Here is a 12,017-nt window from a genome sequence, read left to right as displayed (position 1 = left end):
AACGGGTGCAGGGGCTGTGCCCCTGCTATTTCACCCGTGCGATGGCCGCTGTCGTGGACGGGTCGTGCGCCTTGATGGCGCTGCCTGTGATGTCTTCCAGCACGGCATTGGCCAGAGTCTTGCCCAGTTCCACGCCCCACTGGTCGAAGCTGTTGAGGCCCATGACGATCCCTTCGGCAAAGGTCTTGTGCTCATAGAGTGCCAAGAGGGCACCGAGCGTTTCCGGCGTCAGGGCGTCGAGCAGGACGAGGGTCGAGGGCTTGTTGCCAGGGCAGACCTTTTGCGGGGCGATGATCGCGGTCTTTTCGGCGTCGAAACCGGCGGCGCGGCATTCGGCCTCAGCGGTTTCCAGCGACTTGCCGACCATAAAGGCCTCACCCTGCGCGATGACGTTCGACAGCAGTTTTTGCTGCATGTCGAGCGGCGCTTCGGGGTTCGACTTCACGGCGATCAGCTCCAGCGGCACGATGTCTTCCGACTGGTGCAGCATCTGGAAGAAGGCGTGCTGGGCATTGGTGCCTTCGTCGCCGAAGACGACCGGGCAGGTCTTCGTCGGTAGCAGTTTGCCAGAACCGTCGGTGCGCTTGCCATTAGATTCCATCTCAAGCTGTTGCAGGAAGGCGGCCAGTCGGCGCAGACGATGCGCATACGGAATAACGGCGCGGGCGGGGCGGTCGAGGCCGATGCGGTTGAACACCTGAGCGGCGGCCAGCAGCAGCGGCGCGTTCTTTTCAAACGGCGCGGTGAGGAAGTGCTGATCCATCTCATAGGCACCGGCGAGCAATCGTTCGTACACGTCATAACCGGCGGCAATGATGACCGATAGCGATACCGCCGACCACAGAGAATAGCGGCCACCGACCCAGTCCTTGAAGCCGAACACGCGGTCTTCGGGGATGCCGTAGGCCGAGGTCTTGGCCGGGGCGGCAGAGACGGCGGCGAGGTGCTTCGAGGCCGCCGCTTCGCCCAAACCGGCGATCAGCCAATCGCGCGCGGCGAGGAAGTTGGCCAGCGTTTCCTGCGTGGTGAAGGTCTTCGACACGGCGATGACCAGCGTTTCGGCCGGGTCAAGATCGGCGGTGTTGAGCGCCAGCTCCGAGCCATCGACATTGGCCACAAAGCGGATGTCGATTTGCGGCTTCAGAGGCGTCAGGGCCTGCCATACCAGACGCGGGCCGAGGTCTGAGCCGCCGATACCGATATGCAGGATGGTCTTGAACGGCTTACCCGTCGCGCCGACGATCTGACCAGAGCGGATGCCGTCGGCGTAGGCCTTCATGGCGTCGCGCGCCGTCTTGACGTCGGCGGTGATCTCCGCGCCACGCAGGCGGGCGTTTTCGCCGTCGGAATCGCGCAGCGCGACGTGCAGAACGGCGCGGTTTTCCGAGACGTTGATCGCCTGACCGGTCCACATGCGCTCACGCGCGGCGCTCAGGTCGGCGGCTTCGAACAGCTTCAGCGCCGCCTGAAAGCCCGCGTCAGACCACGACTGCTTCGACACATCGACATAGAGCCCGGCCACCGACAGGGACTGCGCACCCAGACGGTCGGCTTCGTATTCAAAATGCGCCACGATGGGGGTTTTGGCGTCGATGGCGGCCTGGGTTTTGAGGGCGGTAAAGGCTTCGGAAAGGCTCATCTCGGGCTCCGTAGGTCCAGGCCGCGCCGCAGGATCAGGCGCAGGTCCCAGCTAAATTGAGATAATAAATCGGTTGAACGCAAAAGACGGGTACTTTGTAATTGGTGGCGGTCCCGCATCACCGCGCCCAAGCCCATAACGGCTTCCCTCAGGGCGCGACCGACGACCGGGCCGCGTCCCTTCAATACATCCTTCAGCGCCCCTGACAAGCTAAACAAGAGGTGCGGCACGAGCATCAGCCACAGGACGGACGCGGGCGTGTTCTTGACGAACAGCCACAGGCGGTTGCGATAGCCGTGGAACAGGGCGAAATCCGAGCGCGCCCCCAGCGTGGCCGAGCCGATATGATCGACGCGCGCCTGCGGGATCAGCAGCGTGCGCTCCCGCCGCAGCCGCGCGCGATAGCCCAGATCGGCGTCTTCGCAGTACATGAAAAAGCGCTCGTAAAAGCCCCCCAGCGCCTCAAACAGCGAGCGTTTGATGACGAAGGCGGCACCGCACGGTGAAAACACTTCGCTGACCGGAATGTGCGCCGGGCGCGCGGCGCGATAGCCCATGCGGAAGGGAAAGCCAAAGAAGCTCATGCCGTCCCCGGCCCCGTCCAGCACGCCCTGATCCTGCGGGTCCAGTTGCAGGGAGGTGAAAATGTGCGTGTGCGGATAATCCTGGATGGCCTGCGCCATTTCACTGAGCCAGTGGGCGTGCACAAACACATCCGGATTGATGAAGCCCAGCCATTCGCCCCTGGCAAAGCGAACGGCGGCATTGTTACCGGCGGCAAAACCCAGATTGCCGCCATTCTGGATCAGGCGGACCAACGGAAATTTCGCCACCACGGCCTCCGGCGCGCCATCGGTTGAGGCATTGTCGGCCAGCAGGATTTCAAAATCATCCGTAGTCTGAGCAAGCAGGGCCTCGATACAGCGCTCAAGATAGGCACCGCTCTGATAGGACAGGACGATTAAGGAAAACCTAGGCGACATGGCGGCTCCATTCGCTCCACACGTCGGGATCGTCCTCCTGCGGCAGGTGCTGCACGCGCAGGGCGCGGAAGTCTTCGGCGCTCAGGCCGCGCGACAAGGCCCAGACGGCGGAACCGCGCACCACCGGGCTGTCGTGGCCGAGGTTACGTGTCAAAACCGCGATCTTGTCCGGGTCCACCAGATCATCAAAACTGTTGCCCAGCGCATAGTGCACATTGCGCAGGAAGGTGGCCAGACCGATACGTTTGATCGGCGACTTGCTGAACAGGGCGCGGAACGCTGCATCATCCAGTTGCGCCAGCTCGACCAGAGACAGGGCATTGAAGCCTTCGCGCGCTTTCAGCCTGGCTTCGGACGCTTCCACCGCGAACTTGTTCCATGGACAGGCGGCCAGACAGTCATCGCAGCCATAGACACGGTTGCCCATGGCCGTGCGGAAGCGGTCGGGCCAATGGCCGCGAAATTCGATGGTCAGATAGGACAGGCATTCGCGGGCGTCGAGCTGATACGGCCCGACAAAGGCGTCGGTGGGGCAGGCGTCGAGGCAGGCCCGGCACGAGCCGCAATGGTCGCGCTCGGTCAGGCTCTGCGGCAGTTCCATATCGGTCAGGATACTGCCCAGAAACAGCCACGAGCCAAATTCGCGCGAGACGAGATTGGTGTGCTTGCCCTGCCAGCCCAGCCCGGCCAGTTGCGCCAGCGGCTTTTCCATCAAAGGCGCGGTATCGACAAACACCTTCAACTCGCAGCCATAGGCGGCCACGATGTCGCCGGCCAGTTGCTTGAGTTTTTTCTTGATGACGTCGTGATAGTCGTCGCCGCGCGCATAGACGCTGATATTGGCCAGATCGCGCTCGGAAAGCCCCAGAAGCGGGTCGCTGTCGGGGCCGTAGTTGAAGCCCAGCACGATGGCGCTTTTGGCGCCGTTCCACATGTTTTGCGGGTGCAGACGCCGCTCCAGCGTCTCTTCCATCCACGTCATCTCGCCGTGAAAGCCGGCGGCGATGAAGGCCTTCAGGCGCTGCGCCGCGTCCCATGCCTGCGGCAGGTTGGTAAAGCCGACGGTGGAAAAGCCGAGCGCCTTTGCCCGTGCCGTGATGTCTGCCTTAAACCCCGTCTCCCTGTGCGCGGCGGGGTTGTCGGGTCGCGCGTCCATCAAAAATCCAGTTCGCGGTAGTGCGCTGACGGGGCGACGCCCGGCAGGGTGTCGGCCAAAAGCGGGCGGAAGGCCGGACGCGACTTGACCACCATGTACCAGGTCTTGAGGTGTTTATAGCGGTCCCAGTTCATCTCATCGACATAGTCGATCACGCTGAGGTGCGAGGCCAGCGCGAAATCGGCATAGGACATGTGGCGTCCGGACAGCCAGTTGCGCGCCTCAAGCAGGCTTTCGAAATAGAGCAGGTGGTCGCGCAGCGCGTCGCGCCCGGCGCGCAGGGCCGACAGATTCGGGGCGCCCATGCCCATCAGGCGCTTTTCCATCTTTTCGTGCAGCAGAAGCGCGTTGACCTCGTAATCAAACTTGCGCTCGAACCAGCCGACCAGACGCCTTGCCTCACCGCGCTCCTGCGGGTCGGTGGGCCACAGCCGCACCTCGGACGCGGTCTCATCGAGGTGTTCGAGGATGGCGCGGTTCTCACACAGGGTGACGGAACGCCCGTGGTCGTAGCTTTCGACCAGCACGGGCAGCAGGCCCGACACGTTCAGGCGCAGAAACTCATCCGTCGGCTCCCAGTATTTGACCGGGGCCTCCTCAAAGGCCAGCTTCTTTTCGCCAAGCGACAGCCGGACCAGCCGCGAATGCGGGTCGAAGGCGAAATGATAAAGGGTGCGCAGGGGTGTGTTCATGTCAGATCTGATGCACCCGGTCGTGCGCTTCGGCAAAGACGCCGCCATGCGGCTCCGACGCGCCGTCCGGGTCGGGATGAATCAGGATGTCGGCATTGGGAAAGGCCGACAATATGCGTTTTTCAGCGCTTACGATTATTTCATGGGCTCTGACAAGGGTCAGGTCGGGCCGCAGCGCCATGTGCATCTGGATAAGCACGTGCGGTCCGGAAATGCGCGTGCGCAGACGGTGGACATTGAGCACTTCGGCGTCATCAGACGCCAGTTCGTGGATGCGCGCCTGATCTTCGTCCGACAGGGCGCGATCCATCAGGCTGTCGGCGGCGTCTTTCAGCACGTGCAGCGCCCCCCACAAAAGCCACAGGGCAATCGCGCCCCCGGCAATGGCGTCGATATGCGGCACGCCCAGCGCACCGGCCCCGACGCCGACCAGTGCGATACTGTTCCCGGCAATGTCGGTCAGGTAGTGGGCGCGGTCGGCGGACACGGCCACCGACTGCGACGCCTTCAGGGCGGCGTTCTGCGCCACGATCAGAAGCCCGGTCAGCAGCAGCGACACGATCATCACCGCTACGGACAAAAGACCACCGCTGACCGGCTCAGGCGCGCGCAGATGGTCCCAGGCGTCGCGCAGGATCAGGGCCGCCGATGAAAAGACCAGCGCCGCCTGAAACAGGGCCGAAAAGGCCTCGGCCTTGCCATGACCAAACGGGTGCTCCTTATCGGGCGGGGTGCGGGCAAATCGTACCGCGAAAAAGGTAATCAGCGAGGCCAGCAGATCCAGCCCGGAATCGGTCAGCGAGGCCAGCACCGCCACCGATCCCGACGCCATCAGCGCCAGCGTCTTCAGCCCGATCAGGGTCAGGGCCACGAACACCGACAGGGCCGACACGCGCAGGATCATCTCCTGCGGCGTCAGGCCGCTGAAGCTGAACGGGTTGATCAGGCGCGTAAAGGGCAGGGCCATGGCGGGAGCCTTAAAATAACCAGAAGCGGCATCTGTATACGCCTGAATCTACCACGCTACAAAAACTTTAAGCCCCTGTTAAACATGGCTGGATTTTAAACCCGGCTGTGTTTAAAGTTCCTGATAATCAATCTTGATTATCAGCCCGGATGTCAGAGCCGGGTTTCGCTCAAATGGAGCGAAATCCCGCTCTAGCCTTTCGTTTCGTCGCGCATTTCATCCGAAAACCGTTTCACACTTTTCGGAATGCGCTTTGAGGGTTTACCCATGTCGCGTCAGTGGATCAGCCGCGCCGAAGCCTTGCAGCGACTGGATGTCAAGCCGCAGACCCTCTACGCCTATGTCAGCCGTCAGCGCATCGCCGCGCGTACCGACCCGGATAATCCGCGCCGCTCGCTCTATGCCCTCGACGATATTGAGCGCCTGACGCAGCGCGGGCCGCGCCCGGCCGAAGATGCCCCGGCGGTTCTGCCGGCGCTCAGCGGTAAATCCGCCCTGCGCGGTGAGGCGACGATCGATTCCGACATCTTTATCGCCATCGACAACCGCCCCTTTTACCGCACGCACGACAGCCTGGCGCTCAGCGAAACCGAGAATTTCGAGACCGTCGCCGCCCTGTTGTGGAAGGACGAAGCCACCAACCCCTTCGGGCCGTTAAAACCGCGCCCGGACGTCAACTTCACCGGCGGGCCGCGCGCCCGCGTGTGGGGGATGCTGTCGCGGCGTCTGGACGAAGACGCCCTGTCGGAACAGGCGACCGAACGCCATTTGCGGCTTGAAGCGGCAGGCATACTGAATGAGCTGTTCGACGCGGTGACCAATGGCGGACCGCGCCTCTATTTCCATCAGCGTCTGGCCCGCGCGTGGAAGGTCAATGATCTGCGCGACGTCGATCTGATCCGCCGGGCGCTGGTGCTGTGCGCCGATAACGGGCTCGATGCCGCGACTCTGGCGGCGCGTGCCGCCGCCGTGTCGCAGGGGCCCTTGTCATCGCCGGTGATGGCCGGTTTTGCCACCCTGAGCGGTCCGGCCATGGGCGGGCGGGTGTCGCGCGCCGAAGCCTATGTGACGCAGGTGCGCCGTCAGGGCAATCCGCGGCTGGTCGCCGAAACCTTCCTACGTCAGGGCGTTGAACTGCCGGGCTTTGAAGCCGAACAATCGCCCTGCGATGCCCTGCGAGCCGAAGCCCTGATGGCCGCCGCCCCGCACATCGGCGAAGACCTCAAGACCATCCGTGCCGTCGGTGAGGAACTGACCGGGCGACCGCTGGGCTTTACTCTTGCGCTGGCTCTGATCGGGCGACACCTCGATCTGCCCAAGGACGCGCCCTTTACGCTGATGGGGCTGGGGCGCTCGGCCGGATGGCTGGCCCACGCCATTGAACAAACCGAAACCGGCACCGCGCCCAATGTGCGGCTGCGCTATGTCGGCGAACATCCTTTGGCCGCAAATGCCTGAGATTAGGCAGATTTCCTTCATCTAAGCCTTTTTTGCGGACCGATTTTATGGACTATCTGATTGCCTTGTTTCTCGGTTTCGTCGAAGGCCTGACCGAGTATATTCCCGTCTCCTCGACCGGCCACCTGCTGCTTCTGTCGCATTTTCTGGGCTTTGAGTCCCCCAGCAACACCTTCGCCGTGCTGATCCAGTTGGGCGCCGTGCTGGCCCTGCTGAGCCTCTATTTCAACAAGCTGTGGAACGTGCTGATCACCCTGCCGACCTCGCCGGAATCGCGTGGGTTTGCGGTGTCTATTCTTGTGGCCTTCTTTCCGGCGCTGGTGATTGGCGTGCTGGCCCACGACTTTATCAAGAGCGTGCTGTTCGAAAGCCCGCGCCTGATCTGCATCAGCCTGATCGTCGGCGGCATCATCCTGTGGCTGGTGGACAAGTACGCGCCGACGCCGGACAAGGGCGACGCCTTCCGCATCGATTTCAAAACCTCGCTGATCATCGGCGTGTTTCAGTGTCTGGCCATGATCCCCGGCATGTCGCGCTCAGGCTCGACTCTGATCGGGGCCATGCTGTGCCGCGTTGAAAAGAAGGCGGCGGCGGAGTTTTCCTTCTTCCTCGCCATGCCGACCATGCTGGGGGCCTTTACCTATGATGTGTACAAGACCCATAACCAGATGAATTTCAACGACATGGGTCTGGTCGCCGTAGGCTTTATTGCGGCCTTTGTGACGGCGCTGATTGTGGTCAAGGCGGTGCTGAACTTCGTGGCGAAGAACGGTTACGGCATCTTCGCCATCTGGCGCATTGTGGTTGGCGGCCTCGGCCTGATTCTGCTGTCACTGGGGCACTAATCCCAAGATTTTTCTTTACAGGCTTCCGTTTTTTTGTGTCCGCTCTGTATCAAACGTCGCTATCTGTACCCCGCACGGGCAGCGGCCAAAAAACAGACGAGGACGCTCACCGTGCTGGAAATCGACATAGACCCTGACCGCAAGCTGATGACCTTTCGGGTCCTTGGCGAAATCGACAGTGCGCGTCTCACCGACCTGATCATCGAGGGCTATAAGGCCAACCGCTCTGCCTGGACCTATCGCCGTATCTTCGATTACCGCCGCGCGACGGGGCTTTATGACTATGGCGAGGTGGAGCGGCTGCTGGCGTGGTGGCACGGCGAAACGGCCGGCATGGACATCTGCAACAAGGTGGCCGTCATCACCAACGAAGTGCTATTTGAAGTGCGCGCCCGCGTCTTTGACGAAGCCTATACGCACGGGCAGATCCTGACCTTTGACCGCACCTCCAGGGCGCTCGAATGGCTCGATTCCGTAGCGCCCGTGTCTTCGAGACCATAAAAAACCCTCCGGCGCAACCGGAGGGTTTTCCTCAAACTATCCTGACCGCCTCAGCCCGCGTATTCGGCAAACTGACCGTTCTTGCGGAAGCGCCACAGATAGGACGGCACCACCGACTCCACAGCCGTCGGCACGATGCCCAGCTCACGCAGGCCCGGCAGCTTGCCCGACGCCACATTGTCCTTTTGCAGCAGCAGCACCTGATCCGACGTCAGCAGCGGCTTGATCAGCAGCGAGCTGATATCACCGACCAGACCGATCAGGCTGGCCGCCGCGAACGGCATCCAGACGAGGGCGCGTGGCGATTGAATCTCTTCGCCGACATATTTGATCAGCTCGTTGAAGGTGAAGGTTTCCGGCCCGCCCAGCTCAAAGGTCTGACCCGCAAAGGCCGGATTGCCCAGCGTATCGGCAATGGCGCGCGCCACGTCGCCGACATAGACCGGCTGGAACTTCGTCTTGCCGCCGCCGATGGAGGGCATGACCGGGAAGGTCTTGATTTGCTCAGCCAGACCGGTGAAGAAGCCGTCCTGCGGCCCGAAGATCACCGACGGGCGCACGATCACGGCCGACGGAATGGCGGCGCGCACGGCCTCTTCGGCCTTGCCCTTGGTCGAGGCGTATTTCGATGAGGATTTGGCATCGGCCCCCAGCGCCGACATCTGCACAAAATCGCTGATGCCGAGCTTCGCGGCCCCTTCGGCTATGGCTTTCGAAGCGGCGCGGTGCACGGCGTCGAACGAGGCGCCCGGCGTCTGATACAGAATGCCGACCAGATTGACCACCGCCGACGCGCCGCTAAGCGCGGCCTGCACCTCGGCCTCCTTGCGCACATCGCAGCGCACGACCTGAATCTGCCCCACAGTCCCCAGCGGCTTGAGATCGTAGGCGTAGGTCGGCTTGCGCACCGCGACGCGCACGCGCCAGCCCTTTTGCGCCAGCGCGCGGACGACCTGCTTGCCGACAAAGCCCGACCCGCCGAACACGGTGACCAGTCTGGAGGACAGTTGAGACATGATGGAAACCTCAGGATGCGCGGATGCCTTTGGGGCGGCACCCTTTGTAAACCCTCAATTAGCGCATGGGCTTGTGCGTCGCAATCCCTGACGGGCACAGCGTCCGCCATTTTCCGCGCAGTCATCTGTGGAAATGTAAAAAACTTTCAAAAAGGCCATTGACCTGCCCCGGCCTTCTCTGTATTTCACCGGCCTCCGGTCGCAAGATCGGAACGCAGCCTGATTATAAGTGCCCAGGTGGCGGAATTGGTAGACGCGCTGGTTTCAGGTACCAGTGGCTTAACGGTCGTGGAGGTTCGAGTCCTCTCTTGGGCACCAATCAGCTTTCCGGACAAGTCCGGAAATATTTGAAAAATCCTTTAAAATAAGGTAGTTTAGCGGATTAATTATCCGCGAACTTCCACGTGCGTCCGGCGTTGTCCGGCGCATTTGTGGGTAACGAGTGGGTAATAGGCCTTTTACCCACACTTTCTGAAAATCCGTTACCCACAAGGCCCTCACAGATAAGATGGTGCGTACGGCGCAACCGCAGGAAAAAGCTTACAAAATCTCCGATGGGAACAGCCTTTATCTGTCGGTTCAACCGTCAGGAAATCGCCTCTGGCAGATGCGTTACCGGCATTTTGGGCGTGAAAACATCCTGTCGCTGGGAAAGTACCCTGAGGTAACGCTCAAACAGGCCCGTTTTAAGCGTGACGATGCCAAGCGGTTGCTCTCAGAGGGCATTGATCCGGCTGCGGAAAAAAAGCGAAGAATCGTTCAGGCGAAGATCGCCCATGCCAGCACTTTCGATGCCGTAGCCGCCACAGGTTCGACCCACTGAGAGCGCGACTAAATCCAATTGTGCAGTGAAGCCGAGGACAGCCATCCCCGATCCCTTCCCCGGCCAACTGGAGCTACCGTGGCGCAAATAGAGCCTGTCGCGAGCTAGGGCCATTCATTACACGACTTCGCATGAGAAGGACGTCATTCAAAAAAAGTGCGCCATATCTTTGCGTTGCTACGGGAGGATAGCCTCAATTGAGGCGAGCCGAATCCCTGTTCTCCTTGGATCAAACGACCCGATCGGGGTGTTTTTTCCCAAATCCGGCTTTAGAAATTGAAATAATCCCGAACGGGATGATTTGTTGTTTTTTTCAAACTGTAATGCTACGATCGTCCCGAAAGGGTTGATGATGACGCATATCAGAAGGGCCGAGGACATTGGTCGCAGCGTTCGCCGAGCGCGTAAGGGCCAAGGGCTTACACAAGAGCAGCTTGCTTCCACATCGGGCGTTGGGGTGCGCTATCTGCGTGAACTCGAGCAAGGCAAGGAGTCCTGCCATATCGGGAAAGCTCTGATCGTGTTGTCAATGCTGGGCCTTACCCTTGAGCTTCATGGTATTAGTGAAGACGGGGATGGGAGAGGTCTTGGCGCAGGACGCGGTAACGGGGACGGATCGGGTTGGGGTTAAGCATGAGCCAAACGCTTAACGTCTATCTGTACGGTCACCTTACAGGAACCCTTATCCAGAATGATCGGGGTGGACTGGCCTTTCAATATGATGAGGCTTACCTTCAGGCGAAGCCGCAGGCGATATCGCTATCATTACCCCTTCAAACTCAACCTTTTGAAGGTGATGTCGTTCGTGCGTTTTTTTCCGGGCTGCTTCCCGATGACATCATCAAACATCGTCTTGCACGCTTTCTAGGCGTTTCCGAAAAGAACCCGTTCGCCTTGCTGGAAGTCATCGGGGGCGAATGCGCAGGAGCTCTATCTCTACAGATTCCCGGAGGGCCGGTCGATCTGACCGATGAGGGTGATGTCGAGGTTTTAGACAGTCAGAAGCTCAAAGACATTCTGGACCAACTTCGGCGTCGGCCTTTGATGGCGGGCGAAGACGGCTTGCGGCTGTCTCTTGCGGGGGCGCAGGACAAAATGGCTGTAGGCATGGTTGATGGCAAAATCGCTCTGGTAAAAGGGGGCGCCCCCACGACCCATATCCTGAAGCCGTTGATTGACGATATTCCGGACAGCGTACACAACGAACTTTTTTGCATGCGGCTGGCGCAGCGGGTCGGTATAGACGCACCGAATGCCCAGATCATTTATGTCGGTGAAACGCCATGTTACCTTGTGGAACGGTATGACAGGATCAAGCGTGATGGCAGAATTGTGCGCATCCATCAGGAAGATTTTTGCCAGGCCTTAGGCATTCTTCCCGATGTAAAATATGAACGCGAAGGTGGGCCAACGCTCGCTCAATGCTTTGATTTGCTCACACGATTTTCGGCGAAGCCTGCGGCAGATATCCTGGCGCTCCAGGACCGCGTGATATTTAACTTCCTGATTGGAAATGCTGACGCGCATGGGAAAAATTTCTCGTTCCTATACAAGTCAAACAAGCCTGAACTCGCGCCAGCCTACGACCTTCTCAGCACGGCTGTGTATCCGGACATCGCCTCGAAAATGGCGATGAAAATTGGCGGGAAGTATGAGGCAAAGGACGTGTTTTTACGTCACTGGCATCAGCTTGTCCCTGACACAGTGTCGGCTAAACGGAACCTCGACAAGAAACTCCTGAGTTTGAGCAAGGTGGTCTTCGAGCGTGCAGAGGCACTTGCCGGAGATTTTGCAAAGGAAGGCATTAAATCGAATATCCTCGCGGATATTGTAAATGTCATCGGGCAGAGAGCGAAACACCTTCAGATCAGCGTCTCAGGTGAAATTTAAAAACGGCTCCTGGCCTTTTGACGCCCACAAGGTGCGACGATTGCAGA

The 12,017-nt window shown here is 60.3% G+C and carries 12 protein-coding genes and 1 tRNA gene; 7 read left to right on the top strand and 6 right to left on the bottom strand.

Translation table 11 applies throughout. The features are described from left to right. Positions 1 to 25 precede the first annotated feature (25 nt). The 5 genes from pgi to ACK8OE_RS03970 are packed head-to-tail and all read right to left on the bottom strand — an operon-like array spanning position 26 to position 5,437. Positions 26 to 1,639: a glucose-6-phosphate isomerase gene (gene pgi / locus ACK8OE_RS03990; protein WP_410271460.1), complete on the bottom strand. Its 1,614-nt coding sequence runs from the start codon at positions 1,637 to 1,639 to the stop codon at positions 26 to 28. Then, complete coding sequence (locus ACK8OE_RS03985) at positions 1,636 to 2,622, bottom strand: glycosyltransferase family 2 protein (protein WP_410271459.1); 987 nt, start codon at positions 2,620 to 2,622, stop codon at positions 1,636 to 1,638. The genes pgi and ACK8OE_RS03985 overlap by 4 nt, the downstream gene beginning before the upstream one ends. Next, the gene (gene queG, locus ACK8OE_RS03980) at positions 2,612 to 3,778 is read right to left on the bottom strand and encodes a tRNA epoxyqueuosine(34) reductase QueG (protein ID WP_410271458.1); all 1,167 of its coding nucleotides are present in this window, start codon (positions 3,776 to 3,778) and stop codon (positions 2,612 to 2,614) included. The genes ACK8OE_RS03985 and queG overlap by 11 nt, the downstream gene beginning before the upstream one ends. Continuing rightward, positions 3,778 to 4,470, bottom strand: coding sequence for a glutathione S-transferase family protein (locus ACK8OE_RS03975; protein WP_410271457.1), 693 nt, complete (start codon positions 4,468 to 4,470; stop codon positions 3,778 to 3,780). Before ACK8OE_RS03975 ends, queG begins: the two co-directional genes overlap by 1 nt. A 1-nt stretch (position 4,471) precedes the next feature. Beyond that, positions 4,472 to 5,437, bottom strand: a complete 966-nt coding sequence (locus ACK8OE_RS03970; RefSeq protein ID WP_410271456.1) for a cation diffusion facilitator family transporter — start codon at positions 5,435 to 5,437, stop codon at positions 4,472 to 4,474. Between the two features lie 267 nt (positions 5,438 to 5,704). Here ACK8OE_RS03970 and ACK8OE_RS03965 point away from each other — a divergent pair, with 267 nt between their 5' ends. From ACK8OE_RS03965 to ACK8OE_RS03955, 3 genes are all read left to right on the top strand, one after another. After that, positions 5,705 to 6,895: a citrate/2-methylcitrate synthase gene (locus ACK8OE_RS03965; protein ID WP_410271455.1), complete on the top strand. Its 1,191-nt coding sequence runs from the start codon at positions 5,705 to 5,707 to the stop codon at positions 6,893 to 6,895. A 47-nt stretch (positions 6,896 to 6,942) separates the two neighbouring features. Then, positions 6,943 to 7,740: an undecaprenyl-diphosphate phosphatase gene (locus ACK8OE_RS03960; RefSeq protein WP_410271454.1), complete on the top strand. Its 798-nt coding sequence runs from the start codon at positions 6,943 to 6,945 to the stop codon at positions 7,738 to 7,740. Between the two features lie 111 nt (positions 7,741 to 7,851). After that, positions 7,852 to 8,241 carry a hypothetical protein gene (locus ACK8OE_RS03955; protein WP_410271453.1) on the top strand — a complete coding sequence of 130 codons (390 nt, stop codon included), beginning with the start codon at positions 7,852 to 7,854 and terminating at the stop codon, positions 8,239 to 8,241. A gap of 50 nt (positions 8,242 to 8,291) precedes the next feature. On the opposite strand, the gene ACK8OE_RS03950 is transcribed toward ACK8OE_RS03955, so the two are convergent. Beyond that, positions 8,292 to 9,257, bottom strand: a complete 966-nt coding sequence (locus ACK8OE_RS03950; RefSeq protein ID WP_410271452.1) for a complex I NDUFA9 subunit family protein — start codon at positions 9,255 to 9,257, stop codon at positions 8,292 to 8,294. Positions 9,258 to 9,488: 231 nt separating this feature from the next. Here ACK8OE_RS03950 and ACK8OE_RS03945 point away from each other — a divergent pair. The 4 genes from ACK8OE_RS03945 to ACK8OE_RS03930 all read left to right on the top strand — a co-directional run bounded on the left by ACK8OE_RS03945 (position 9,489) and on the right by ACK8OE_RS03930 (position 11,970). Further along, positions 9,489 to 9,575, top strand: a tRNA-Leu gene (locus tag ACK8OE_RS03945). Positions 9,576 to 9,765: 190 nt separating this feature from the next. Then, a complete protein-coding gene (locus ACK8OE_RS03940) occupies positions 9,766 to 10,080 on the top strand; it encodes an Arm DNA-binding domain-containing protein (protein ID WP_410271451.1) in 315 nt (104 codons plus the stop codon). Between the two features lie 349 nt (positions 10,081 to 10,429). Beyond that, a complete protein-coding gene (locus ACK8OE_RS03935; protein WP_410271450.1) occupies positions 10,430 to 10,711 on the top strand; it encodes a helix-turn-helix domain-containing protein in 282 nt (93 codons plus the stop codon). Between the two features lie 2 nt (positions 10,712 to 10,713). Further along, entirely contained in the window at positions 10,714 to 11,970 is a 1,257-nt protein-coding gene (locus ACK8OE_RS03930; protein WP_410271449.1) for a type II toxin-antitoxin system HipA family toxin, read from the top strand. The last annotated feature ends 47 nt before the right edge of the window (positions 11,971 to 12,017 follow it).

Source organism: Asticcacaulis sp. W401b (genome assembly GCF_046503825.1).
Taxonomy (GTDB): Bacteria; Pseudomonadota; Alphaproteobacteria; order Caulobacterales; family Caulobacteraceae; genus Asticcacaulis.
Note: the sequence above shows the minus strand (reverse complement) of the source record. Positions and strands in the feature narration are given on the sequence as shown.